Genomic DNA, 24,989 nt, shown 5'->3' with positions numbered 1-24,989 from the left:
GACGAAGGAGCGCCCTTGACAGGGCGGACGGCCACGGAAGGACGATGGGACGGACGGGCAACCACCCCGACGCACCCAACGCCACCGCCCGAGTGGGCCCACCCACCCCACCCCCGCCCCGCGTTCACGCTCCGGTCCGGTGGGCCCACCCACCCCCACCCCCGCCCGGCATCCCCACCCCGCCCGAGCACGCCCAGCGCCCCCACCCCCGCCCGCCATCGCCCCCGCCCCGCCTCCCCCCTCCCCCACCCCCGCCCGCGTAACGTGGGCGTCGTGACGACTGGTTTTGCGGGGCGGGGCGGTGGGCGCGGGGGCTTCGAGGGGCCGGGGCGCGGCGGGTGGGATGCGACCGTGGAGGCCGACCCGTACGGGGTGGGGCCGGTGCGCACCGAGTACTCCCCCGCTCACGACGGGGATCCCGATCCCGGGGAGATCGTCTGGACGTGGGTGCCGTTCGAGGAGAACGACGGGCGGGGCAAGGACCGGCCCGTGCTCGTGGTGGCCCGGGAGGCCGGTCGGCCGACGCTGCTGGCGGTGCAGTTGTCGAGCAAGCGGCACGACCACGACCGGGAGTGGGTGGCGATCGGGACGGGTCCGTGGGACCGGGACCGGCGGGAGTCGTGGGTGGACGTGGACCGGGTGCTGCGGGTGTACGAGACCGGGATGCGACGGGAGGCCTGTGCGCTGGACCGGGGACGGTTCCAGCTGGTCGTGGACCGGTTGCGGGAGCGTTACGGCTGGGAGTGAGCGTCCTCGCCCAGGGTGCGGGCGAAGGCGTCCCTGACGCGTCCGTCGCGGTCCAGGATGCCGAAGACGACGCGCTCGAAGGTTCCGGCGAACCGCCCCGGGCGGGTGAGCAGGCCGCGGAAGGCCTCGGCCACCTGGGCCGGGTCGTTCTGGAAGACGCCGCAGCCCCAGGCGCCGAGGACGAGCTGTGGGTAGCGGTGGAGGGCGGCGACCTCCAGGACGCGTTCGGCGCGGCGGGTGAGGGCGGCGGGGATCTCGTGGGCGCGGCCGGGTTCCTGGCGGCGGATGACGCCGGCGTTGGGGGCCGGGCAGGTCAGGAAACCGGCCTTGAAGGGGGTTTCCAGGAGTTCGCCGTGGTCGTCGCGGAAGACGGGGACCGCCGGTGAGTGGATCACCCGGTCGGAGTAGAAGGCGGTTCGCTGCTCGCGGTGGGCGGTGTAGTACCCGGGGGCGCGGAGGAGGGTCTCGTAGAGGGCGGAGGCCCGGCAGAGGGCTTCCTCCTGGGCTTTGGCGCCGCGGACGTATCCGCCGCCGGGGTTACGGGCCGAGGCGAAGTTGAGTACGGCGACGGGGCCGTGGGCGGCGAGCCGGCGGGCGGCGGCGGTGCTGCTCTCGCCGGTGACCTCGATGACGGTGGGGCGGGGGCTCGTCCCGCCGTTGCCACCCTCGCCTGGAATGACCGATTCAGGCCCGTATATCCTGGTTCCGGCCGTGGCCTCCGCCACGGCGACGGCGAGGGAGACCTCCCGTCCCGACCGTGTCCGGTAACCGCCGGACGCCACGATCTCCATGTTCTCCTGCGCTATCGCGCGCAACCTGCCGCTCATCCTGCGATTGTCGGGATCCGTGCGCGGTGGCGGCAACGGAGTTTTCACGCCGTCGGCACGGTCGCAGTGATTCGCGGCCCGAGACCGACGGGTAGGCACGGGTGATGCCACGGTGTTCGACGGGAGACAAGGATCCGGTCATGCGTGAGGACTCGCCCGCCCAGGACTCGCCCGCCCACGAAGCACCCCCCGACCCCGCGCCGGACGCCCCGGCCGCCGACACCCCGGCCGCCGACGCCCCCGCGCCTCCTCCGGCCTCCGGCTCGCTGACAGAGGACGCGGCCGAGGCGATGGCGCGGGGCATCTGTTTCAAGACGGGACCGCCCCGACTGATCGGCGCCGAGCTCGAATGGCTCGTGCTGGACGGTGATCCGGGGCGGGACGGCCGGCCCGTCGGCGAGGAACGGCTCGCCGAGGCGCTGGAGGCCGCCCGGGCGCTGCCGTTGCGGTCCGTGTTCACCGTTGAGCCGGGGGGCCAGCTGGAGCTCAGCTCGGCCCCGGCGGATTCGCTGACCGGGTGCGTCGACGGGCTCCGGGCCGATCTGGACGCCGTACGGGCTGTGCTGCGCGAGCGGGGCCTGGTGCTGCACGGACGCGGGCTGGATCCGCGGCGCCCGCTGCGGCGGCTGCTGCACGAGCCGCGGTACGAGGCGATGGAGTGCTACCTGGACCGGGCCGGGCCGGGTGGGCGGACGATGATGCGCGGGTCCGCCTCGGTGCAGGTGTGCGTGGACGCCGGTCACGAGGAGCCGGGGCCGCTCGGGTACGGGCGGCGGTGGCGGCTGGCGCACCTGCTGGGTGCGGTCCTCGTGGCCGTGTTCGCCAACTCGCCCGTACAGAAGGGGCCTTACGCGGGCTGGCGGTGTGCTCGGCAGGGTGTGTGGGGGGATCTCGACCCCAGGCGCACGCTCGCTCCGGCGCTGGAGTGGGAGCCGCGCGCCGCGTGGGCCGGGCACGCCCTGGACACCGAGGTGATGTGCGTGCGGGCGGCGGACGGCGAGGCGTCCTGGGCGGTGCCGCGGGGGCTGACGTTCCGGGGCTGGCTGCGGGGCGGCGGGCCGCGGCCGGCGACGGCCGCGGATCTGGAGTACCACATGACCACGCTGTTCCCGCCGGTGCGGCCCCGGGGCCATCTGGAGCTGCGGATGATCGACGCGCAGCCGGGCGAGGACGGCTGGGTGGTGCCGCTGGCCGTGGTCCACGCCCTCTTCGACGACGTCGAGGCCACCGAGACGGCGTACCGGGCGGTGAAGGGGCTGGCGGACGTGTACGGGCCGGACCCGGCTCCGCGCAGTCCGCTGTGGCGGGCGGCCGCACGTCACGGGCTGGCCGGGCCGGAGCTGCGGTCGGCGGCCGAGGCCTGTTTCCGGGCGGCGGGCGAGGCCCTGCCGCGGCTCGGCGCTTCGCGGCAGGTGCAGGAGGCCGTGGCCGCGTTCGGTGACCGGTACGTGCTGAGGGGGCGGTGCCCCGCCGACGACATGCCCCTTCCCGGGAAGGATCCGCTGACGTGACCACCCAGAACCGCCCCACCCAGAACCGCCCCACCGAGAACCGCCCCACCGTTCCGGGCGGGACCGGTCCGTCGCCGCGCGAGCGGGCGTCGGCGGCGCTGACGGCGGCGCGGGCGAGGACCGCCGGACTGACCGACGCCGTCACCGACGCCGATCTGACGGCGCAGCACTCCCCCCTGATGTCGCCGCTGGTCTGGGACCTCGCCCACATCGGCAACCAGGAGGAGTTGTGGCTGCTGCGCCGTGTCGGCGGGCGGGAGGCCATGCACCCGGAGATCGATCCGCTGTACGACGCGTTCGCGCATCCCAGAGCCGAGCGGCCCTCGCTCCCCCTGCTGGGGCCGGCCCAGGCGCGCCGGTACGCGGCCGAGGTCCGGGGCCGGGTGTTCGACCTGCTGGACCGGGTTCCGCTGGAGGGCAGCGCGCTGCTCGACGACGGTTTCGCGTTCGGGATGATCGCCCAGCACGAACAGCAGCACGACGAGACGATGCTGATCACGCATCAGCTGCGGCAGGGGCCGCCGGTGCTCGGCGCACCGGATCCCGGGGCGCCGTACGACCCGCCCCCGGCCGTCTCCGAAGTGCTGGTGGCGGCGGGTGAGTTCATCATGGGGACCTCCACCGAGCCATGGGCGCTGGACAACGAGCGGCCCGCGCACGTCCGCGAGACGGGGGCGTTCTTCGTGGACACGACGCCCGTGACGAACGCGGCGTTCCTGGCGTTCGTGGAGGACGGCGGCTACCGGGAGCCCCGCTGGTGGGCGCCGGAGGGCTGGGAGCAGGTCCGCCGGCACGGTATCGGTGCTCCGTTGTTCTGGCGGCGGGAGGCCGGGCAGTGGCTGCGCCGCCGGTTCGGGGTGGTGGAGCCGGTGCCGGCGGAGGAGCCGGTGATGCACGTCAGCTGGTACGAGGCGGACGCCTGGGCGCGCTGGGCCGGGCGGCGGCTGCCGACGGAGGCGGAGTGGGAGAAGGCGGCCCGGTTCGACCCGGCGTCGGGGCGGTCGAGGCGGTACCCGTGGGGTGACGCGGATCCGACACCGGAGCGTGCGAACCTGGGCCAGCGCCACCTGCGGCCGGCCCGGGCGGGCAGCTATCCGGCGGGGGCGTCACCCGCCGGCGCGAGGCAGCTGATCGGCGACGTGTGGGAGTGGACGGCGAGCGATTTCCTGCCCTATCCGGGGTTCCGGGCGTTCCCCTACCGGGAGTACTCGGAGGTGTTCTTCGGGCCGGGGCACAAGGTGCTGCGGGGCGGGTCGTTCGCGGTGGATCCGGTGGCGTGCCGGGGGACGTTCCGCAACTGGGACCTGCCGGTGCGCCGGCAGATCTTCGCCGGGTTCCGGACCGTCCGGGACGCTGCCTGATGTGCCGTCATATCGCTTACCTGGGGCCCGAGGTGGCCCTCGGGCGGGTTCTGGTGGATCCGGTGTGGTCTCTGGTGCGGCAGTCGTACGCGCCGCGCCGGCAGCGGCACGGCACGGTCAACGCGGACGGCTTCGGGATCGGCTGGTACGCGGAGGGCGATCCGGTTCCGGCGCGGTACCGGCGTCCCGGCCCGATCTGGGGGGATCCGGGGCTGGCCGACATCACCCGGGTGGTGCGCAGCCGGGCGCTGCTGGCGGCCGTACGGGACGCGACGGTGGTGACCGGCGAAGGGGAGGCGGCCGCGGCTCCGTTCACGGACGGGCCGTGGCTGTTCAGCCACAACGGGGCGGTGCGGGACTGGCCGGACGCGGTGGCGGCGCTGGCCGTGGAGGAGTTGCCGCCGCGGGCGCTGCTGGGGCTGGCGGCGCGTACGGACTCGGCGCTGGTGTGGGCGCTGGTGCTGCGGCGGCTGCGGGCGGGCGACGGGCTGGGGACGGCGCTGGCCGAGCCGGTGCGGGAGGTGGCCGCGGCCGCGCCGGGTTCCCGGCTGAACCTGCTGCTCACCGACGGGGTGGGGATCGCCGCCACCGCGTGGGGGGATTCGTTGTGGTACCTGGCCGACGGGGAGGGGCACCGCACGGTGGTGGCGTCCGAGCCGTACGACGACGACCCGCGCTGGGTCGAGGTGCCGGACCGGACCCTGCTGACCGTTTCCCGTTCCGGGGTGGCCTGCACCCCGCTGAAGGAGATCCTGCCGTGAACGACTTCCAGCTGACCCGGACCCTGGACGAGCACGCCGCCGGGGCGGCACTGCGCGCGGACGTGCTGCACGGGCTGACCCGGATGCCGAAGGTGCTGCCGCCCAAGTGGTTCTACGACGCGCGGGGCAGCGAGCTGTTCGAGGAGATCACCCGGCTGCCGGAGTACTACCCGACGCGTGCCGAGCGGGAGATCCTGCTGGAACGGGCGCGGGAGATCGCGGCGGCCAGTGGTGCCCGGACGCTGGTGGAGCTGGGGTCGGGGTCCTCGGAGAAGACGCGGCACCTGATCGAGGCGCTGCCCGCGCTGGAGGTGTACGTGCCGGTGGACGTCAGCGAGAGCGCGCTGGCGGGGGCGGCGCGGACGCTGCTGGCAGGGCACCCGGGGCTGCGCGTGCACGGGTTGCTGGCGGATTTCACGGCGCCGCTGCGGCTGCCGGACACTCCGGGGCCGCGGCTGGTGGTGTTCCTGGGCGGGACGATCGGGAACCTGCTGCCGGCTCAGCGGGCGGAGTTCCTGCGGGCGGTGCGGGCGATGCTGTCGCCGGGGGACGCGCTGTTGCTGGGTACCGACCTGGTGAAGGAGGAGTCGGTGCTGGTGGCGGCGTACGACGACGCGCGTGGCGTGACGGCGGAGTTCAACCGGAACGTGCTGGCGGTGATCGACCGGGAGCTGGACGCGGACTTCCGGGCGGCCGACTTCGAGCACGTGGCGCTGTGGAACCGGGAGGAGGAGTGGATCGAGATGCGGCTGCGGGCCCGGACGGAGCTGACGGTGAAGATCCGGGCCCTGGACCTGGTGGTGCCGTTCGGGGCGGGTGAGGAGATCCTCACGGAGGTCTCGGCGAAGTTCCGTCAGGAAGGTGTGCGGGAGGAACTGGCGGCGGCCGGGCTGGACCTGGTGCACTGGTGGACCGATGCGGAGGGGCGGTTCGCGCTGTCGCTGTCGGTGGCGGACGGGCCGCGTGCGGCGGACGGCTGACCGGTGTCCGCGGGCCCGCCAATGACGGCCGCGCGGGCGGCGTGGGCCAGCGCGCGCCGGTCGGGGTGCCGGCCGGGCGGGATGCGGGGCAGCAGGGTGAGTTCGGCGTGGACGCCGCGGGCGCGGGCGATCCGCCAGAGCGAGGAGGTCAGGGGGTCGTCGCCGACGAAGGCGGGAGCGGTGGCCGGGGAGCCGTCGGGCAGCCGGTAGGCGATGCGTACGGGCTGGACGGGGACCCGGGCGTCGAGGGCGGCCTGGAAGGCGGCCCGGCGGAAGGCGCCCTGGGCGCGGCCGCACCAGGTGCTGCCCTCGGGGAACACGGTCACCCGGTCGCCGCCGAGGAGGGCGGCGGTGAGGGTGCCGACGGTCCCGGGCAGGGCGCGTATCCGGTCGCGTTCGATGAACAGGGTGCCCGCCCGGGCGGCCAGGCGGCCGAGGACGGGCCAGCGGCCGATCTCGGCCTTGGCGAGCATCCGGCTGGGCAGGGCGGTCGCGACCAGGGGGACGTCGATCCAGGAGATGTGGTTGGCGACGACCAGCCGGCCGCCTTCGGGGCCGGGGCTGCCGTGCACGGTGGTCCGGATCCCGAAGGCGCGGACGAGCGCGGCGCACCAGGCGCGGACGACTGCGCGTCGCGGCGCGTCCGGCAGCAGCCTGGTGGGGGGTGCGCCGAGGATCCCGAGCAGCACCAGGACGAGGACCGCGGCCAGCCGCAGCACGGCGCGCGGGACTCCCGCGGCCCGTCCGGTGTGGGTGGCGCAGGCCGCGGGGGTGCAGGGCGCGGTGGGCAGCCAGGTGCTCATGCGACCGGGGCGAGCGAGAGGAAGTGCTTGAGGTAGCGGGGGTTGGTGCGGCGCAGCGACAGCAGGACGTACAGGTCGGCGCAGCCGAAACCGGCGTCCAGGGCGGGCTCTCCGCAGACCCAGGCGCCGAGCCGCAGGTAGCCGCGGAGCAGCGGGGGCAGTTCGGTGCGGCCGGTGACGGCGGTCCCCTGGGGTTTCCACGGGAGGTGGGGGGTGACGCGGTACTCGGCGGGGGCGAGGTTGCGGGCGAGGACGGTCTCGCGGGTGGCGGCGGCGAGGGCGCCGCCGTCAGCGAGCGGTATCGAGCAGCAGCCGGCGAGCCAGTTGTGGCCGGAGCGCTCCATGTAGCGGGCGAGGCCGGCCCAGATGAGGGCGATGACGGCGCCGTTGCGGTGGTCGGGGTGGACGCAGGAGCGGCCGACCTCGACGAGGTCGGGACGGATGGGGGCGAGGGCGGAGAGGTCGAACTCGCCTTCGGAGTAGAGGCGGCCGGCGACGGCGGCGCGTTCGGGCGGCAGCAGCCGGTAGGTGCCGACGACCTGTTCGGTGTGCTCCTCGACGACGAGGAGGTGGTCGCAGTAGGCGTCGAAGGGGTCGGCGTCCAGGCCGGGCTCGGGGCCGTCGAGGCGGGCGCCCATCTCGCCGGCGAAGACCTGGTGGCGGAGCCGCTGGGCGGCCCGTACCTCGCGCTCGTCGCGGGCGAGGCGGACGGCGTAGCGGGGGGCGGTGGGGGCGAGCGGCTGGACGGGCGAGAGGGGGGCGATGGTCATGGCGGCTCCTGGTCCGGACGCGGGCGGCCAGGCCGGAGGTGTGTGGCCTGGCTCTCCCTACTTCTTCCGTGACCGGCTGGACTCGACATGACCGGTCGGCGGCCCCCGGATGTGCGGTCGCTGAATGCCGGGGATCGCCGGTGAAGCCGCGGGGCCTCCGGTGGCGGCCGGGCCGTGGGTGACGCCGCGGGGTGGGTGACGGCGCCGGGCCGTGGGTGACGCCGCGGGGCCGCCGGTGGCGGCCGGGCCGTGGCTCCGCGGGCGGTCAGCGGTCGGAGCTGAGCACCTGGCTGATCCGGTCCGAGGCCGTCTTCGCGGCCCGCCTGGGGTCCTGGCCGTTCAGGACGGCCGTCATGTAGGGCTTGATCGGGTTCTCGGCCTCGACGTCGGCCCACCGGGCGGACTTGGGGGTGGCCCGGCCCTGGGCGGCACCGAGGGTCATGGCGGTGGCGCCGTCGTTGCCCTGGACGACGTGGGCGAGGGTCGTCTTGTTGGGCACGTAGCTCATCGTCCGGGCGAGTTCGGTCTGCCACTTCTCGCTGACGAGGGCGCTGATGACCTCGATCGCGGCGCGCCTGTTGCCGGTCTTCTGCGGGATGATCAGGTCGGAGCCGCCGGTGAGGACGGCGCCCGGCCTGTCGGCGGTCTTGCCGGGGATGGCGAAGTATCCGAGCTTGCCCTTGAGGGCGGGGTTGTGCTGCTCGATCTGGGCGACCTGGCCGGGCGGGCCGATGATCTGGGCGACCTGGCCGCGGGCGAAGACCTCGGCCTGCGGGGGCGTCTCCTCGTCGGCGTCCTCCGGGCCCTCGCCGAGGGCGTGGAGCTGCTTGTAGAAGGCCATTCCGGCCAGGGCCTGGTCGGTGTCGAGGGTGCCGCTCCAGGCGCCGCCGCCCTCGACGGCGAGGTCGCCGCCCTCGTCCCAGATGAAGCCGGCGAGTACGTACCAGTTCTGGCCGGCGAGGTAGATGCCCTGCTGGGCGCCCTTGTCGAGTCTCTGGGTGGCGGCGAGCCACTCCTGGCGGGTCTTCGGGGCGTCCTTGACGCCGGCCGCCTCGAAGAGGTCCTTGCGGTAGATGACCACCCGGTTGGCGGCGTACCAGGGGATGCCGTACTGGGCGCCGTTGACGCTGCCGGGGTCGGAGAGGCCCTTCAGCCAGTCCTTGCCGCCCCAGTCGCGCAGGCCTTCGAGGGTGAGTTCGGACAGGCCGCCGGTCTCGATGTACTGGGCGACCTGGGTGTTGCCGACCTCGATGACGTCGGCGGTCTCGGTGGAGGTGCCCTTGAGGACGCCGTTGACGCGCTCGCCGATGCCGGTCCACTCCTGGACCTTCACCTCCAGGTCCAGGCCGGGGTGTTCCCGTTCGAAGGTCTCGGTGAAGCGGGTGATGAACCCTTCCGAGGCGCTGCCCTTCATCAGCCACAGGGTGACCTTCTCGGGGTCGCCTCCGTCGGAGCCGGGCAGGGTGCCGCAGGCCGTCAGGGCGACGGCCGCGGCCAGAGCGGCGCACACGGCGGGGAAGCGGATCTTCACGGAAGGCCACCTTCTGGTGTCGAACTCGAGATGGCTTGAAATTGGCATAGACCAAGTGCCGGATCAAGAGGCTTCGGCCAGGGATTCTCTTCGCAAATCTCGCGTAACCGACTGCACTGGGGCACGGTGGAACAAGGCACCAAGCCACCACGTTCCGCACCGCCGGGAGAGCCCATGTCGAACCACACCTACCGCGTGACCGAGATCGTCGGCACCTCCCACGAGGGCCTCGACCAGGCGATCCGCAACGGCATCGCCCGGGCCGGCCAGACCCTGCGCAACCTCGACTGGTTCGAGGTCACCCAGATGCGCGGGCACATCGAGGACGGCCGGATCGCGCACTACCAGGTGGGGCTGAAGGTCGGCTTCCGGCTCGACGGCGAGGACTGAGGCCCCGCCGCCCGGGCTCCGGCGTCAGGCCCGGTTCTCGCGCCCGGCCCGGGCGCCCGGCCCTCGCGCCCCGGCATTCCCCGCCCGGCCGTCAGGTCCGGCCCTCGCCCTCCTGCGCGCGGTGCAGCTCCGGTGCCTCCTGCGCCCAGTCGGCGCGCACCACCGTGAACCCGGCCGCGCGTGCCGCCTCGCAGACCAGCTCGTCGTCGTCGACCAGCATCCGTACCCGGCGGCCGCGGGAGATCCTGCCCAGTACCTCCAGCTTGGTGACCCGGGCGGGCCGGCGGTCGGCGTTGCCGCGCATCCAGACGCGGCCCTCGGGCAGACCGTGGCGTTCCAGCCACTCCAGCGTGTCGGCCCGGCACCGTTCCGGACGGCCGGTCAGGTACACCACCTCGCAGTCGTCGGCGCTCCGGAGGACCAGCTCGATCCCCCGGGACAGCGGCGGGTCCGCCGGCGCGGCCTTGAAGAAGCCGTTCCAGTCCCGCGGCCGCCGCTCCAGGAAGTGCTGCCGGTGGGCGGTGTCGGCGAGGGTGTTGTCCAGGTCGAAGACGGCCAGCGGCCGGCGTGCGGGAGTTCGGGCGTCGCTCATACGGGTCAGCCTAGGCGCCGTCCGGCTGCGGGGAATCCCGGCAGCCGGACGGCGTTGACATGCGTATGAACCCGATGATCCGGAAGCTGTCGGTCCTCGACCGGTCCCGCGTGCGCCGCGGGCAGGGCGGTGCGCGGGCGCTCCGCGACACGGTGGCGCTGGCCCGCCGCGCCGAGGAGCTGGGTTACCACCGCTTCTGGGTGTCCGAGCACCACGGCGTGCCCGGTGTCGCCGGTTCCGCTCCGACGGTGCTGGCGGCCGCGGTCGCCTCGGCGACCGGCCGGATCCGGGTCGGCACCGGTGGTGTCATGCTGCCCAACCACCAGCCGCTGGTGGTGGCCGAGCAGTTCGCGGTGCTGGAGTCGCTCTTCCCCGGCCGGATCGACATGGGGCTGGGCCGGTCCGTCGGCTTCACCGGCGGCGTACGGCGGGCCCTGGGCCGGGACGCCGCCGACGCCGATGCCTTCGAGGAGCGGCTGCACGAGCTGCTCGGCTGGATCGACGGCACCCAGGAGACCCACCCCGGGGTCCGCGCGCACCCGGACGGGGCGCTGCGCGTCCCGGCGTTCGTCCTGGCCACCGGCGAGGGCGCGGGCATCGCGGGGCGGGCGGGGCTGCCGCTGGTGGTGGGCGACCTCCGCGACCCGGCCCGGGTGGTGGAGGTCATCGAGCGCTACCGGGCGGCGTTCCGGCCGACGGCGTGGGGCGAACGGCCGTACGTGATCGCCTCCGGCACGGTGGCCGTGGCGGCCACGGAGGAGGCCGCCCGGCTGCTGCTGGTGCCGGAGGCCTGGTCGGCGGCGTACGCACGCACGCATGGCAGCTTCCCGCCGCTGGCGCCCGCCGAAGAGGTCGCCGAGGCAGCGCGGACCACCATGAGCGCGAAGGAGCGCGAGCGGTTCGAGCGGGCGCTGGAGGGCCATGTCCACGGCACGGAGGACCAGGTGGCGGCGGAACTGGACCGGGTCGCGGCCGCCACCGGCGCGGACGAGCTGCTCGTCACCACCTCCACCTTCGACCGGGAGGCGCTGCTGGACTCCCTTGCCCGGCTGGCGGCGGTACGCGACCGGGCGACCGCGACCGCGGCGGCGGTGGGCGCGGCGGGGGCGGGCGCGGCGGGGGTGGGCGGGGGGCCGGGGGCGGGGGTGGCCGGCCCCCGTCCGGCCCGGGGGCGGACCGGCGCCTAAACTGGGGCGAATGCACCAGCCGACTGCCGATCCGTCCATTCGCGTCCGGGGCGCCCGGGAGCACAACCTGCGCGGGGTGGACGTGGACGTCCCCCGGGACGCGCTCACCGTGTTCACCGGGGTGTCCGGCTCCGGGAAGTCCTCGCTCGCCTTCGGAACCGTCTACGCCGAGGCCCAGCGGCGGTACTTCGAGTCGGTCGCACCGTACGCGCGACGGCTGATCCACCAGATCGGCGCGCCCGCGGTGGACTCGATCACCGGTCTGCCGCCGGCGGTGTCGCTGGAGCAGCGGCGCTCCGCGCCGGGGGCGCGGTCGTCGGTCGGGACGGTGACCCTGCTGTCGAACTCCCTGCGGATGCTGTTCTCGCGGGCGGGCAGCTATCCGGCGGGGGCGGAGCGGCTGGACTCGGACGCGTTCTCGCCGAACACGGCGGCCGGGGCGTGCCCGTCCTGCCACGGGATCGGACGGATCCACCGGACGAGCGAGGAACTGCTCGTGCCCGACCCGGGCCTGTCGATCCGTCAGGGCGCGATCGCGGCCTGGCCGGGTGCGTGGCAGGGCAAGAACCTGCGGGACGTGCTGGAAGCGCTCGGGCACGATGTGGACCGGCCGTGGCGGGAGTTGGACCCGGCGGAGCGGGAGTGGATCCTGTTCACCGAGGAGCAGCCGGTGGTGACGGTGCACCCGGTGCGGGACGCGGACCGCATCCAACGCCCTTACCAGGGCACGTACATGAGCGCCCACCGGTGGGTGATGAAGACGTTCGCGGACAGCAGGAGCGCGACGCTGCGGGCGCGTGCCGAGCGGTTCCTCACCGACGCGCCGTGCCCGGCCTGCGGTGGGAGCCGGCTGCGTTCCGAGGCGCTGGCGGTGACGTTCGCGGGGCGGACCATCGCCGAGCTGGCCGCGCTGCCGCTGACCGCGCTGGACCGGGTCCTGGCCGGAGCGGGCGAGGCGGCCGGGGCCGGCGGGGCGGGGCGGGTGCTCACGGCGGACCTGCGGTCCCGGATCGCCCCGGTGGTGGAGCTGGGGCTGGGTTACCTGAGCCTGGACCGGACCGCGCCGACGCTGTCGGCGGGCGAGCTGCAGCGGCTCCGGCTGGCGACCCAGCTGCGGTCGGGGCTGTTCGGGGTGGTGTACGTGCTGGACGAGCCGTCGGCGGGGCTGCACCCGGCGGACACCGAGGCGCTGCTCGGCGTGCTGGACCGGCTGAAGGAGGCCGGGAACACGGTGTTCGTGGTGGAGCACGACCTGGACGTGGTGCGGCACGCGGACTGGCTGGTGGAGCTGGGCCCGCTGGCCGGGGAACGCGGCGGGCGGGTGCTGCACAGCGGGCCGCCGGCCGCGCTGGCCGGCGTGGCGGAGTCGGCGACGGCCCGCTTCCTCTTCGGTGGCGGTGGCGGTGGGGACGTCCGGGAGCCGCGTGCGGTGCGGGCCGGCTCCGGGGCCTCGGTGCGGCTGTCCGGGGTGAACCGGAACAACCTGCGGGAGCTTTCGGTGGAGTTCCCCCTGGGGGTGTTCACGGCGGTCACCGGGGTCTCCGGTTCGGGGAAGTCCACGCTGGTGGGGAGCGCGCTGGCGGAGGAGGTGGCCGGGCGGATCGCGGCCGGGGAGGACTTCGCGGTGCGCCGGCTGGTGGAGGTGGACCAGAAGCCGATCGGTCGGACGCCGCGGTCGAACCTGGCGACGTACACGGGGTTGTTCGACGTGGTGCGGCGGTTGTTCGCGGACACCGAGGGGGCCCGGGAGCGGGGCTGGAAGGCGGGCCGGTTCTCGTTCAACGTGCCGGGCGGGCGCTGCGAGGCCTGCCAGGGCGAGGGGTTCGTCTCGGTGGAGCTGCTGTTCCTGCCGAGTACGTACGCGCCGTGCCCGGAGTGTGCGGGGGCCCGGTACCGGGAGGAGACCCTGCGGGTGCGGTACGGCGGGCTGGACATCGCGGAGGTGCTGGGGCTGACGGTGGAGGCGGCCACCGGGTTCTTCGCGGACGTGCCGGCGGCGGCGCGCAGCCTGGGGGCGCTGCGGGAGATCGGGCTGGGTTACCTGCGGCTCGGGCAGCCGGCGACGGAGCTGTCGGGCGGCGAGGCGCAGCGGATCAAGCTGGCGTCGGAGCTCCAGCGGGTTCGCCGGGACCACACGCTCTACCTGCTGGACGAGCCGACGACGGGGCTGCACCCGGCGGACGTGGAGCTGTTGCTGCGCCAGTTGCACGGGCTGGTGGACGCGGGGCATTCGGTGGTGGTCGTGGAGCACGACATGTCGGTGGTGGCGGGCGCCGACTGGGTGATCGACCTGGGCCCGGCGGGTGGTGCGGCGGGTGGCCGGGTGGTGGCGGCGGGCCCGCCGGCCGCGGTGGCCGCGGCGCCGGACAGCCGTACGGCGCCGTACCTGGCGCGGGCGGTGGCGGCCGGCGCGGCTCGGGCCTGAGCCTCCTCGTACGGCGGGCCCGGGCGGCGGGGCTCCGGGGAGCTTCGGCGGGGCTTCGCCCACGCTTCGGCCACGCTTCGGCGGGGCTTCGGCACAGCTTCGACGGCGCGGCGGGGGTCAGGCGTCGCCGGGCAGCAGGTGCTGGCCCATCTCGCGGAAGGACCAGACGGCCCGTCGGCGGGTCAGGATCCACACCAGGTCGTAGCGGTCGGGCCAGCCGGCCGGCACGGAGGTGACGCCGGCGGCGCCCAGGGCCCGGACGAGGCGGGGGAAGCCGGTGTGCTCCCAGCAGATCAGGACCGGGGTGCGGGCGGCCAGCGCGGCCCGGGCCAGCGCGGCCTCGCGGCCGGGCGGGATCTCGGCGCGGATCGGCAGGCCCAGTTCCTCGGCCAGCGGGGCCAGGGTCTGGCGGGAGCGGGCGAGCGGCCCGGCCGGGGCGAAGAGGGTGGCGGGGGCGGGCAGGGCGGCCCGGCGGGCCGGCGGGAAGAGCCCGGGCAGGGCCTCGGCGCGGCGGCGGCCGCGGCCGGCGAGGGAGCCGGGGTCGTCGTTCCCCTCGTCGTCCTCGCCGACGTCGCCCGCGTACGGCTTCTCCGCGTGCCGGATCAGCATGATCAGGGCGTCGGCGGGGCGCTCCGGCCCGGGTGCCGGTCCGGGGTCCGGTTCCTCGGCGGAGCAGCCCGTCAGGCCCGCCGCCCCGGCCGCCAGTGGCCCGAGGGCCGCCGCCAGCACGGTTCTGCGTGTCTGTGCCATGGGCGACACTGTCGCCGATGGGCGGTGGCCGGGCCGGGCGCGGCGCGGGGGCCGGGTTGCCGGTCAGCCGATCGGCGCAGGCGTCAGCCCTGCTTGCGGAGCGCGCGCAGCCACTCGCGGTTCATGGCGGCGATCGAGGGCAAGGGGATGCCCTTCGGGCAGGCGGTGGCGCACTCGCCGGTGAGGGTGCAGCCGCCGAAGCCCTCGTCGTCCATGGTGGCGACCATGTTCAGGACGCGGGTCTCGCGTTCCGGGGAGCCCTGGGGCAGCACGTTGAGGTGGTTGACCTTGGCGGAGGTGAACAGCATGGCCGAGCCGTTGGGGCAGGCCGCGACGCAGGCGCCGCAGCCGATGCACTCGGCGTGTTCGAACGCGTGGTCGGCGTCGGCCTTGGGCACGGCGGTGGCGTGCGCCTCCGGCGCGGAGCCGGTGGGCGCGGTGATGTAGCCGCCGGCCTGGATGATCCGGTCGAAGGAGCCGCGGTCCACGACGAGGTCCTTGACCACGGGGAAGGCGGCGGCCCGCCAGGGTTCGACGTCGATGGTGTCGCCGTCGGCGAAGGACCGCATGTGGAGCTGGCAGGTGGTGGTGCGTTCGGGGCCGTGCGCGTCGCCGTTGATGACGAGGCTGCACGCGCCGCAGATGCCCTCGCGGCAGTCGTGGTCGAAGGCGACGGGCTCCTCGCCGCGCAGGATGAGGTCCTCGTTGAGGGTGTCGAGCATCTCCAGGAAGGACATGTCGGGCGAGATCCCGTCGACCTGGTAGGTGACCATGGCACCGGGGGCGTCGCCGTTCTTCTGGCGCCAGACGCGCAGGTTGAGCCTCATGCGTAGCTCCGCTGGGTGGGGTGGACGTACTCGAAGACGAGGTCTTCCTTGTGCAGCACGGGGGCGCTGCCGGTGCCGGTGAACTGCCAGGCGGCGGCGTAGGCGAAGGAGTCGTCCCGGCGGGCGGCCTCGCCGTCGGGGGTCTGGGACTCCTCGCGGAAGTGGCCGCCGCAGGACTCCTCGCGGTGCAGTGCGTCGAGGCACATCAGCTCGGCGAGTTCCAGGTAGTCGACGACGCGGTTGGCCTTCTCCAGCGACTGGTTGAACTCCTCGCCGCTGCCGGGGACCTTGATCCGCTTCCAGAACTCCTCGCGGATCTCGGGGATGCGGGCGAGGGCCTTGCGAAGGCCGGCGTCGGTGCGGGCCATGCCGCAGTACTCCCACATGAGTTCGCCGATCTCGCGGTGGAAGGAGTCCGGGGTGCGGTCGCCGTCGACGGCGAGGAGCCGTTCGATGCGGTCGCGGGTCTCGCGTACGGCGGCGACGGCCTCGGGGTGGGTGGCGTCGACGGTGTCGTGGCGGGGGTTGCGGGCGAGGAAGTCGTTGATGGTGGAGGGCAGGACGAAGTAGCCGTCGGCGAGGCCCTGCATGAGGGCGGAGGCGCCGAGGCGGTTGGCGCCGTGGTCGGAGAAGTTGGCCTCGCCGATGGCGAACAGGCCGGGGACGGTGGTCTGGAGGTCGTAGTCGACCCACAGTCCGCCCATCGTGTAGTGCACGGCGGGGTAGATCCGCATCGGGACCTCGTAGGGGTTCTCCGCGGTGATCCGCTCGTACATGTCGAAGAGGTTGCCGTACTTCTCGGCGACCTCGTCCCGGCCCATGCGGCGGATGGCGTCGGCGAAGTCGAGGTAGACGCCCTGTCCGCCGGGGCCGACGCCACGGCCCTCGTCGCAGACGTTCTTGGCGGCGCGGGAGGCGATGTCGCGGGGCACGAGGTTGCCGAAGGAGGGGTAGATGCGCTCCAGGTAGTAGTCGCGCTCGTCCTCGGGGATCTCGGCGGCGGGGCGGGTGTCGCCCTTGGCCTTGGGGACCCAGATCCGGCCGTCGTTGCGGAGCGACTCGCTCATCAGGGTCAGCTTGGACTGGTGGTCGCCGGTGCGAGGGATGCAGGTGGGGTGGATCTGGGTGAAGCAGGGGTTGCCGAAGTACGCGCCGCGCCGGTGTGCCCGCCAGACGGCGGTCGCGTTGGAGTTCATGGCGTTGGTGGACAGGTAGAAGACGTTGCCGTAGCCGCCGGAGGCGAGGACGACGGCGTCCGCGAAGTGGGTGCTGATCTCACCGGTGATCAGGTCGCGGGCGACGATGCCGCGGGCGCGGCCGTCGACGGTGATCAGGTCGAGCATCTCGGTGCGGGCGTGCATCTCGACGTTGCCGGCGGCGATCTGCCGCGACAGCGCCTGGTAGGCGCCGAGGAGGAGCTGCTGGCCCGTCTGGCCGCGGGCGTAGAAGGTGCGGGAGACCTGGACGCCGCCGAAGGAGCGGGTGTCGAGGAGGCCGCCGTACTCGCGGGCGAAGGGGACGCCCTGGGCCACGCACTGGTCGATGATCTCGACGGATATCTGGGCGAGGCGGTGGACGTTGGACTCGCGGGCGCGGAAGTCGCCGCCCTTGACGGTGTCGTAGAAGAGGCGGTGGACGGAGTCACCGTCGTTGCGGTAGTTCTTCGCGGCGTTGATGCCGCCCTGGGCGGCGATGGAGTGGGCGCGGCGCGGGGAGTCGCTGTAGCAGAACTGGACCACGTGGTAGCCCTGCTCGGCGAGGGTCGCGCCGGCGGCACCGCCCGCCAGGCCGGTGCCGACGACGATCACGGTGTGCTTGCGCCGGTTGGCCGGGTTGACCAGCTTCGCCTCGAAGCGGCGGCGGTCCCAGCGGTCGGCGATGGGGCCCTGGGGGGCCTTGCTGTCGGCGATGGGCTCGCCGGTGGTGTAGTTCACGTAGGTGCTGGTCATGGTCAGCTCACCACTCCGGTCATGACGGCGACGGGGACGGAGACGAAGCCCGCGAACAGGACCAGCGCGAGGGCGTTGGCGATGGCCTTGAGGGCCTTGTCGCGGCGGGCGTTGCCGGCTCCGAGGGTCTGGGCGGCGCTCCAGAAGCCGTGCCGGACGTGCAGGCCGATGGCGGCCATGGCGACGATGTAGATGGTGTTGCCGTACCAGGTGGAGAACGTGGAGAGGACGTTCTCGTAGGGGTGGCCGGCCCAGGCGCGCTCGTTCACGGTGAGGGTGGTGAGGTCGAGGACGTGCCAGACGACGAAGAGGCCGACGATCACGCCACCCCAGCGCATGGTGCGGGTCGCGTAGCTCGCGCGGCGCCGCTTGTGGGCGTACTTCACCGGGCGGGCCTTGATGTCGCGGCGGCTGAGCTGGTACGCGGACACGGCGTGCGCGACGACGGCGGCGAGCAGGACCACCCGGACGATCCACAGGGCCCACTCGTGGTGCAGGAAGGGCGAGCCGAGGGTGCGCAGCCAGTGCGCGTAGCCGTTGAACTCCTCCGCCCCGAAGAAGATCTTGAGGTTGCCGAGCATGTGCACGACCAGGTAGCCGAGCATGATGAGCCCGGAGACCGCCATCACGGCCTTCTTGCCGAGGGTGGAGTTCCAGAGTGAGGGCGGCGTTCGCGTTGCCAGAGCCATGACGTCGACGGTAGGGACCTGGGCCCTGAAAGGTCCAAGACATGATGCCGGTCATCTTGATAGGAAGGATCTATGCAATTCCAGCAGCTCGTCTACTTCGTGGCCGTCGCCGAGACCCGGCACTTCACCCGGGCCGCCGAGCGGGTCCACGTGGCACAGCCTTCCCTGTCCCAGCAGATCAAGGCACTGGAGCGGGAGCTGGGCGCGGAGCTGTTCAGCCGTGCCCGGGGGAACATCGCGCTCACCGACGCGGGTGAGGCGCTGCTTCCGCTGGCCCGGCGGATCCTCGCGGACGCCGAGACGGCGCGGCTGGAGGTGCAGGAGCTGGCGCAGCTCCAGCGGGGCCGGGTGCGGCTGGGGGCCACGCCGAGCCTGTGCACGGGCCTGCTGCCCGAGGTGCTGCGCGCGTTCCACACCGCGCATCCGGGGATCCAGCTGCTGATCGAGGAGAGCGGTTCGCACGACCTGGTGCGCGAGCTGGCCCGGGGTGCGCTGGACCTGGCGCTGATCGCCCTGCCGCTGCCGCCGGCCGCGCCGGCCCTCACCACGGTCGAGCTGCTGACGGAGGACCTGGTGGTGGTGTCGTCGCGGGACGTGCCGGCGCCGGGGGGCGGGGGGCCGCTCGACATCGCCGCGCTCCGGGAGGAGCCGATGGTGATGTTCCGGCACGGCTACGACCTGCGCGAGCTGACGGTGGCCGCCTGCCGGGCCGAGGGCTTCGAGCCGGTGTTCACGGTGGAGGGCGGGGAGATGGACGCGGTGCTGGGCTTCGTCCGGGCGGGCCTGGGACTGGCGGTGGTCCCGGCGATGGTCGCCGAGCACGCCGGGCCCGGCGTACGGGTGACCCGGCTGGCCGGGTCACCGCTGCGGCGCACCATCGCGCTCGCGCACCGTACGGACGTCGCGCCGCCACGCGCGGCGCGCGAGCTGAGGCGGATGCTGCTGGCCGGCTCAGGAAGCGGGTGAGGGGGCGGGCGTCGACGGCGCGGGGCTCTTCGCCGTCACCGGCGGCAGGTCGTAGACGTGGTCCGGGGTGACGACCTCGGTGATGGCCTGCCCGAAGACGGTGCTGGGCTCCTCCTGGTCGGGGCCGTACGGGATGTCGGTGTTGAGCAGCACCACGAGGGTGGCCTGTTCCTCGGGCAGGTACATGGTGAGGGACTGGTAGCCCGGCAGCGAGCCGTTGTGGCCGATCCAGCCCTGGACGTCGAAGATGCCGAGGCCGTAGCCCGCGCCGGGGATGGCGGTGGGCGGGGTGATGAGCCGCTGCCGCTGCATCTCGGGGGTGATCATGCGCTCGCCGCTGGGGAAGACGCCGGTGGCCACGGTCTTCGCCCAGGTCCGCAGGTCCCGCAGGTCGGAGATCATCGCACCGGCGGCCCAGCCCCAGGAGGGGTTCCAGTCGGTGGAGATCTCGGTCTTCCCGGAGGCGGTCTGCTGGGTGTAGCCCTGGGCGTGCGGGGTGGGGAAGTCGGCGTTCGAGGGGAAGTCCGTACGGTCCATCCCGGCGGGCCCGAGGACGTGTTCGCGGAAGTAGTCGCCGAGCGGCTGCCCCGAGACCTGCTCGACCACCAGCCCGAGCAGGATCAGGTTGGTGTTGGAGTAGTTGAACTCGGCACCCGGCTCGAAGATGACGGGCTTCGGCGCCTTGAAGGCGTAGTCCAGCAACTCCCGCGGCGTGAACGGGCGGTCGGGGTCCTCGGTGAGCGCCTTGTAGAAGGCGGGGGTCACGGTGTAGCTGAGCAGACCGCTCCGCATGCCGGCGAGCTGCCGCAGGGTGACCCGGTCACCGTTGGGGACGCCGTCGACGTACTTGCCGATCGGGTCGTCCAGACCGACCTTGCCCTGGCCGGCGAGCTGGAGCAGGGCGGACACCGTGAAGGTCTTGGTCTCGCTGCCGATCCGCGAGTAGAAGTCGGTGCGCATCGGCGCGCCCGTGGCCTTGTCGGCCACGCCGAAGGCCCTGGTGTATTCGCCCTTGCCGGGGGCCGAGAGTCCCACGACCACGCCCGGGACCCCGGTCTTGCGCAGCACCTCCCGCACGGCGGCGTCCAGTCGGCGGGCCACCTCCTGGTCGAGCACGGGGAAGTCCCCGGAGGGGGTGGGGGTGGGTGCGGCGACCACGGCCGCGGTCAGGTGCGGCTGCGCGTACCCGACGCCGCCGCCCAGTGGAACGGCCAGCAGTCCGGCGGCGACCACGGTCACGCACGCCCTGCGCCCTGCCCTGCGTCGGCTCTTTCGCGAACAGCTCACGGCAGCCTCCCGCCATAAGGGGACGAAAGCCCTCGTATCAGGCTAGGCGCGGCCGTGCACCCCCGCACGGCGGACCAGCGGGACGGGCACGGAGGTGGGCCTGGGCCGGGCGCGGCCGGCGCTGGGGCGGAAGCGGACGGTCCGCAGCGGGTTCCGTACACGCGTGCGGTGGGATTGGATGGGGCGGTCTCGTCCCCGTCCCCCCCACGAGATTGGTCGCCACCATGCTCACGGTCGCGCAGCGCGCTTCGGTCCTGACCGCCGCCGTCGTCCTCGCCGGTGCCGGACTCACCGGATGCCAGGACTCCGGCTCCGACGCCTCCCGCGGCCCGGGCGGGCTGCGGTCCGGCGGGCAGAGCACGGCACCGGCCTCCGCCGCGTCACCGGAGCCCCCCGCCGCCCCCAGTGCCGCGCCCCAGCCGGACGACCTGCCCGAGGGGATGCCGCTGCCCCAGGGCACGCTGGCCTCGGTCGACGGGACCGCCGGCGCGTACCGGCTGGTCTACACCGTTGCCGACCCGGCGGCCGCGGTCGCGGCGTACGGCGCGGCCCTGGAGGCGGGCGGGTACACCGTGGACCCGCACGAAGGAGGCGTGGTGGCCAGCAAGGACGCCCTCCAGGTGGTCGTCACGACCACGCCGACCACCCTGGAGGTCGCCTTCGCGGCCGAGTGAACGGCCCGGCCGCCTCAGGGCGCCGCGTCGGAGAGGGACAGGGCGTGGATGCGGTCCGGGGAGCCCGGGCGGGCGTAGTACCAGCCCTGGGCCGTGTCGCAGCCGAGGTCGCGGAGCTGGGTGGCCTGCGCCCTGGTCTCCACCCCCTCCACGGTCACGGCCAGTTCCAGGCTGTGGGCGAGGGCGACGATCCCCTCGACGATCTTCACGTCCACCGGGTCGGCCGGCTGCTGCTGCATGCCCTGGGTGAAGGAGCGGTCCAGCTTCAGGACGCTCACCGGGAGGCGGCGCAGGTTCGCCAGGTTCGAGTAGCCGGTGCCGAAGTCGTCGAGTGCGATGTCCACGCCCAGGGCGGCCAGCCGGCGCAGCGGTTCGAGGAGTTCGTCGTCGGCGCCGATCAGGGCCGATTCGGTGACCTCCAGGCAGAGGGCTCCGGGCTCCAGGCCCGACTTCTCCAGGACCGCCACCGTGTCGGCGACCAGGCCGGGGTGGTGGAGCTGGGTCGGCGAGAGGTTGACGTTGATCCGCAGCGGACCGCCGTGCTCGCGCTGCCAGGTGCGGGCCTGGCGCACGGCCTCCTCGAGCACCCAGCGGCCCAGCGGCACGATCAGCCCGGTGCGTTCGGCGAGCGGGATGAACCGGTCGGGGCCCAGCACCCCGTACTGCGGGTGGGACCAGCGGACCAGGGCCTCCGCACCGTGCACGCTGCCGTCGTGGAGGTGCACCAGCGGCTGGTACTCGATGAAGAACTCGCCGCGTTCGAGGGCGGCGGGCAGGGCGGTGGTCAGGCCGTGCCGGGTGATGGCGCGGGCGTCGGCCTCGGCGTCGGCGAACTCGAAGCGGTTGCCGCCGGCCGCCTTGGCCCGGTACATGGTGATGTCGGCGCTGCGCAGCACCTCCGCGGGGGTGCGCTCCCCCGCCGCGCCCTCCACGATGCCGATGCTGCCGCGGACGGACAGCTCCCGGCCCTCCAGCCGGATCGGCACGGACAGCGCGGACAGGATCCGCACGGCCAGCTCCGAGGCCTTGCGCTCGGTGTCCGGGCCGGTGGTCAGGGCGACGAACTCGTCCCCGCCGAGCCGGGCGACCACCTCGCCGGCCCCGGTGGCGCAGCTCTGCAGCCGGTCGGCGACCTCCACCAGCAGCCGGTCGCCGGCCGAGTGCCCGAGGCTGTCGTTGACCGCCTTGAACCCGTCGAGGTCCAAGTAGCACAGACCGAAACGGTTGCCGGAGCCCGCGCTCAGGGCCTTCTCCAGCCGTTCGAAGAACAGGGTCCGGTTGGGCAGGCCGGTGAGGGCGTCGTGGGTGGCCTCGTAGCGGAGCCGCAGGTTGAGCAGCCGCCGCTCGGTGGTGTCCTCCATCAGCGCGAGCTGGTACTGCGGGCGGCCCTCGGCGTCGCGCAGCAGCGAGACCGTCAGGTTGGTCCACAGCACTGTGCCGTCGTGCCGGTAGTAGGGCTTCTCTATGCGGTAGTGGTCGCGCTCTCCCCGGACCAGCTCGCCGTACATCTTCCAGACGCTGGGGGCGTCGTCGGGGTGGCCCCACTCACTGACGTTGCGGCTGCGGACGTGGCCCTCCAGGCCGCCGAACATCCGCAGCAGGGTGTCGTTGACCTCCAGCACGTTGCCGTCCAGGTCGGCGATGCCGATGCCGATGGCGGCCCCCTCGAAGACCGCCCGGAAGCGTGCCTCGCTGGCGTGCAGGGCCTGCTGGGCGTCCGTACGGGCGGTCAGCGCGGACCGGGCGATGGCCTCCTGCTCGCACAGGGTGCGCTCGCGCAGGGCCCGGGCGAACCCGGCCGCGATGCCGTGCTGGAGCCGGGCGCAGCGGGCGCGGAACTCCTCGGCCTCCTCCGCGTTCGGGCCCTGCGGGCCGCAGTACAGGAGCAGGTAGGACTCGACGACGCCGAGGGTGCCGGCGAGCGCCTCGGGGTCGGTGCAGTGGACGGCGACGAGTTCGGAGCCGATCCGCTGGCCGACGGCCGGGTCGAAGGGGCGGGCGTACAGGGCGCGGGCCAGGGTACGGGCGAGCGGCAGCAGGTGCTGCTCGAACTCCGGCCGGGTCAGGGAGGTGGCCGTGACCGGGAAGATGGCCCGGCTCCAGATGGTGGCGAAGCGCCCCACCCGGTCCTCGCTGACCCCGGACGGCAGGCGGTCGGGGTCCCCCTCCCGCTGCCGGCCGGCCGGAGCCTCCGGGGCTTCGGGGGCCTCCGGCTGCTCGGAGCCCGTGTGGTCCACCGGTTCGCGCCGGGCCCCCGCCCGGCGGTCCGGGCGGGGGCCGGTGGGCCGGTCCGCGGCCTGCGCCGGAAGTCTCACGCCTTGCGCCCCACGCCGCCGTAGCCGGAGAACGCGTACGGGTCCTCCTCCGGGTCGCCCTCGACGGGGCCGTCCGGCCGCCAGTCGGGCATCGGCACGAGCCCGGGCTCGACGAGTTCGAAGCCGTCGAAGAACCTGCGGATCTGCTCGGCGCCGCGCATGACGAGGGGGTTGCGGATGTCCCGGTAGACGCCGACGGCCCCGCCGGCGACCTCCTCGGAGACCGGGATGCCCTCGTAGGAGGCGTGGGTGAGCACCAGCAGGCTGCCCGGCGCGAGTGCGTCGCGGAGCTCGGCGACCGCGCTGTACGGGTCGTCCTGGTCCTCCAGGAAGTGCAGGACCGCGACCAGCAGCAGGGCCACCGGCCGGTCCAGGTCGAGGAGGCCGGCGACCTCGGGCCCGCCCAGGATGTCCGCGGGCTTGCGGAGGTCGGCGGCGGTGATCGCGGTGCGCGGGTCGCCCTCCAGGACGGCCCGGCTGTGCGCGACGGCCACCGGGTCGTGGTCGACGTAGACCACGCGGGCCTCGGGGGTGGCGGCCTGGGCGATCTCGTGGACGTTGCCGAAGGTCGGGATCCCGGAGCCGATGTCCAGGAACTGGGTGATCCCCTCGGCCACGGCGTGCCGGACGGCGCGGCGCATGAACGCCCGGTTGGCCTGCATGATCTTCGGGAGGCCCGGGATGAATTCCATGGCCCGGCGGGCGGCCTGCCTGTCGACCTCGAAATTGTGCGAGCCGCCGAGGTAGTAGTCGTAGATGCGCGACACGCTCGGCACCGATATGTCGATGCCTGGCGGGGCCCAGGCGGGGCGCTCCATCGGGTCTCCAAGCTGGTCCGGGTGGGGTATCAGACGGTTGTCCGAGCCGAATGTACTGATCATTGCCCAACAGGGCGAGCAAAAGCGGAAATTGGCGGTCCGTTCTTCCTCACACGGTGAAGCCCGGCCGGGTGAGCCGGATCGCCCCGCCCACCTGTATGACCGAAACCGACAAATACCTTTTGGGAATGCACATCATGTGATCGGATCAGTTTCAAACGCTGGCTCAAACCTCTACGGTCTCCAGATCGCCCGTTCAGGCGAACCGGAACGGACGGGAGCGTGTGCCGCGGCCCGCGCGCCCATGCTCCCCGGGTGAAGAGAGCCTCTGCCAGGCACCTGCTGGCGGTCCCGGTCCTGTTGTGGGCGGCCCTGTCCACCGCACCCGCCGTGGCCGATAGCTGCGCCTACGCGACGATCGACGCCCGGGGCGGCACGACGGCCGGCGTGCTGGTCGCGACCGCCGGAAACGGGGGGCGCGGCGGTGGCCCCGGCCGCGGCCATGGTGGCGGACATCACGGTGGGCACAAGTGCGGGCCCGGCCACCACCGGGGCCACGGCGGCCACCACTGCCCGCCGCCGCCACCGCCCTGTCCCCCGCCGAAGCCGACGCCTCCGCCGAAGCCGACGCCCCCGCCGAAGCCGACGCCCCCGCCGAAACCCACACCCCCGCCCACTCCGGCGCCGACGCCGAAGCCGACGCCGAAGCCCACGCCGCCTCCGCCGCCGAAGCCCGTGCCGAAGCCCCCGCCGCCCAAGCCGGCGCCGCCCGCGCCCGCGCCGCCCGCGGCGGCCCCGGTCCCCCGGGCGCCCGCGCCTCCTTTGCCCC

General features: G+C 74.0%; 21 protein-coding genes and 1 pseudogene. 10 read left to right on the top strand and 12 right to left on the bottom strand.

Annotated elements, in window-relative coordinates:
- The first annotated feature begins 273 nt into the window (after positions 1-273).
- Positions 274-747 (top strand): type II toxin-antitoxin system PemK/MazF family toxin, encoded by a 474-nt coding sequence (locus ACFY61_RS23240; RefSeq protein WP_389474688.1) that lies wholly within the window; start codon positions 274-276, stop codon positions 745-747.
- Here the strand turns inward: ACFY61_RS23240 and ACFY61_RS23235 are convergent.
- The gene (locus ACFY61_RS23235; RefSeq protein WP_389474686.1) at positions 732-1,574 is read right to left on the bottom strand and encodes a TIGR02452 family protein; all 843 of its coding nucleotides are present in this window, start codon (positions 1,572-1,574) and stop codon (positions 732-734) included. The genes ACFY61_RS23240 and ACFY61_RS23235 overlap by 16 nt on opposite strands.
- A gap of 290 nt (positions 1,575-1,864) precedes the next feature.
- Here ACFY61_RS23235 and egtA point away from each other — a divergent pair, with 290 nt between their 5' ends.
- The 4 genes from egtA to egtD all read left to right on the top strand — a co-directional run bounded on the left by egtA (position 1,865) and on the right by egtD (position 6,187).
- A complete protein-coding gene (gene egtA / locus ACFY61_RS23230; protein WP_389474710.1) occupies positions 1,865-3,085 on the top strand; it encodes an ergothioneine biosynthesis glutamate--cysteine ligase EgtA in 1,221 nt (406 codons plus the stop codon).
- A 98-nt stretch (positions 3,086-3,183) separates the two neighbouring features.
- Positions 3,184-4,446, top strand: a complete 1,263-nt coding sequence (gene egtB / locus ACFY61_RS23225) for an ergothioneine biosynthesis protein EgtB (protein ID WP_389474708.1) — start codon at positions 3,184-3,186, stop codon at positions 4,444-4,446.
- Positions 4,446-5,207 (top strand): ergothioneine biosynthesis protein EgtC, encoded by a 762-nt coding sequence (egtC, locus tag ACFY61_RS23220; protein WP_389474684.1) that lies wholly within the window; start codon positions 4,446-4,448, stop codon positions 5,205-5,207. The genes egtB and egtC overlap by 1 nt, the downstream gene beginning before the upstream one ends.
- Entirely contained in the window at positions 5,204-6,187 is a 984-nt protein-coding gene (egtD, locus tag ACFY61_RS23215) for an L-histidine N(alpha)-methyltransferase (protein WP_389474683.1), read from the top strand. The genes egtC and egtD overlap by 4 nt, the downstream gene beginning before the upstream one ends.
- 272 nt (positions 6,188-6,459) lie before the next feature.
- Here egtD and ACFY61_RS23210 read toward each other — a convergent pair.
- The 3 genes and pseudogenes from ACFY61_RS23210 to ACFY61_RS23200 all read right to left on the bottom strand — a co-directional run.
- Positions 6,460-6,990 (bottom strand): annotated as a pseudogene (locus tag ACFY61_RS23210) (lysophospholipid acyltransferase family protein); the annotation flags it as partial.
- Positions 6,987-7,760, bottom strand: a complete 774-nt coding sequence (locus tag ACFY61_RS23205; RefSeq protein WP_389474681.1) for a GNAT family N-acetyltransferase — start codon at positions 7,758-7,760, stop codon at positions 6,987-6,989. The gene ACFY61_RS23205 and the pseudogene ACFY61_RS23210, both read right to left, overlap by 4 nt.
- Before the next feature lie 265 nt (positions 7,761-8,025).
- On the bottom strand, positions 8,026-9,291 hold the full coding sequence (locus tag ACFY61_RS23200) for an extracellular solute-binding protein (RefSeq protein ID WP_389474679.1): 1,266 nt from the start codon (positions 9,289-9,291) through the stop codon (positions 8,026-8,028).
- 174 nt (positions 9,292-9,465) lie between these two features.
- On the opposite strand from ACFY61_RS23200, the gene ACFY61_RS23195 reads away from it, so the two are divergent.
- Complete coding sequence (locus tag ACFY61_RS23195; RefSeq protein WP_389474678.1) at positions 9,466-9,681, top strand: dodecin; 216 nt, start codon at positions 9,466-9,468, stop codon at positions 9,679-9,681.
- Between the two features lie 91 nt (positions 9,682-9,772).
- Here ACFY61_RS23195 and ACFY61_RS23190 read toward each other — a convergent pair whose 3' ends face one another.
- Positions 9,773-10,273 carry a hypothetical protein gene (locus ACFY61_RS23190; RefSeq protein WP_389474677.1) on the bottom strand — a complete coding sequence of 167 codons (501 nt, stop codon included), beginning with the start codon at positions 10,271-10,273 and terminating at the stop codon, positions 9,773-9,775.
- Positions 10,274-10,338: 65 nt separating this feature from the next.
- Between ACFY61_RS23190 and ACFY61_RS23185 the strand changes: the two genes are divergently transcribed.
- Complete coding sequence (locus ACFY61_RS23185; RefSeq protein ID WP_389474707.1) at positions 10,339-11,460, top strand: MsnO8 family LLM class oxidoreductase; 1,122 nt, start codon at positions 10,339-10,341, stop codon at positions 11,458-11,460.
- Positions 11,461-11,470: 10 nt separating this feature from the next.
- Positions 11,471-13,885, top strand: a complete 2,415-nt coding sequence (locus ACFY61_RS23180) for an ATP-binding cassette domain-containing protein (protein ID WP_389474675.1) — start codon at positions 11,471-11,473, stop codon at positions 13,883-13,885.
- 117 nt (positions 13,886-14,002) lie between these two features.
- Here the strand turns inward: ACFY61_RS23180 and ACFY61_RS23175 are convergent, their stop codons facing one another.
- From ACFY61_RS23175 to ACFY61_RS23160, 4 genes are all read right to left on the bottom strand, one after another.
- A complete protein-coding gene (locus tag ACFY61_RS23175; RefSeq protein WP_389474673.1) occupies positions 14,003-14,635 on the bottom strand; it encodes a hypothetical protein in 633 nt (210 codons plus the stop codon).
- Between the two features lie 83 nt (positions 14,636-14,718).
- Positions 14,719-15,462 (bottom strand): succinate dehydrogenase/fumarate reductase iron-sulfur subunit, encoded by a 744-nt coding sequence (locus ACFY61_RS23170; protein ID WP_389474672.1) that lies wholly within the window; start codon positions 15,460-15,462, stop codon positions 14,719-14,721.
- A complete protein-coding gene (locus ACFY61_RS23165; RefSeq protein WP_389474670.1) occupies positions 15,459-17,411 on the bottom strand; it encodes a fumarate reductase/succinate dehydrogenase flavoprotein subunit in 1,953 nt (650 codons plus the stop codon). Before ACFY61_RS23165 ends, ACFY61_RS23170 begins: the two co-directional genes overlap by 4 nt.
- A gap of 2 nt (positions 17,412-17,413) precedes the next feature.
- The gene (locus ACFY61_RS23160) at positions 17,414-18,100 is read right to left on the bottom strand and encodes a succinate dehydrogenase (protein ID WP_389474668.1); all 687 of its coding nucleotides are present in this window, start codon (positions 18,098-18,100) and stop codon (positions 17,414-17,416) included.
- 72 nt (positions 18,101-18,172) lie between these two features.
- Here ACFY61_RS23160 and ACFY61_RS23155 point away from each other — a divergent pair, with 72 nt between their 5' ends.
- The gene (locus ACFY61_RS23155) at positions 18,173-19,066 is read left to right on the top strand and encodes a LysR family transcriptional regulator (RefSeq protein ID WP_389474666.1); all 894 of its coding nucleotides are present in this window, start codon (positions 18,173-18,175) and stop codon (positions 19,064-19,066) included.
- Here the strand turns inward: ACFY61_RS23155 and ACFY61_RS23150 are convergent.
- Positions 19,052-20,305 carry a serine hydrolase domain-containing protein gene (locus ACFY61_RS23150; protein ID WP_389474664.1) on the bottom strand — a complete coding sequence of 418 codons (1,254 nt, stop codon included), beginning with the start codon at positions 20,303-20,305 and terminating at the stop codon, positions 19,052-19,054. The two genes, ACFY61_RS23155 and ACFY61_RS23150, sit on opposite strands and share 15 nt — an antisense overlap.
- A gap of 272 nt (positions 20,306-20,577) precedes the next feature.
- Between ACFY61_RS23150 and ACFY61_RS23145 the strand changes: the two genes are divergently transcribed.
- Positions 20,578-21,027: a hypothetical protein gene (locus ACFY61_RS23145; protein WP_389474662.1), complete on the top strand. Its 450-nt coding sequence runs from the start codon at positions 20,578-20,580 to the stop codon at positions 21,025-21,027.
- 14 nt (positions 21,028-21,041) lie between these two features.
- Here ACFY61_RS23145 and ACFY61_RS23140 read toward each other — a convergent pair whose 3' ends face one another.
- Together ACFY61_RS23140 and ACFY61_RS23135 are read right to left on the bottom strand one after the other, a co-directional pair.
- Positions 21,042-23,177, bottom strand: a complete 2,136-nt coding sequence (locus tag ACFY61_RS23140; protein ID WP_389474705.1) for a putative bifunctional diguanylate cyclase/phosphodiesterase — start codon at positions 23,175-23,177, stop codon at positions 21,042-21,044.
- A 161-nt stretch (positions 23,178-23,338) separates the two neighbouring features.
- Positions 23,339-24,160, bottom strand: coding sequence for an SAM-dependent methyltransferase (locus ACFY61_RS23135; RefSeq protein ID WP_389474660.1), 822 nt, complete (start codon positions 24,158-24,160; stop codon positions 23,339-23,341).
- Positions 24,161-24,989: the final 829 nt, after the last annotated feature.

Source organism: Streptomyces sp. NPDC012888 (assembly GCF_042900645.1).
Lineage (GTDB): Bacteria > Actinomycetota > Actinomycetes > Streptomycetales > Streptomycetaceae > Streptomyces.
Note: the sequence above shows the minus strand (reverse complement) of the source record. Positions and strands in the feature narration are given on the sequence as shown.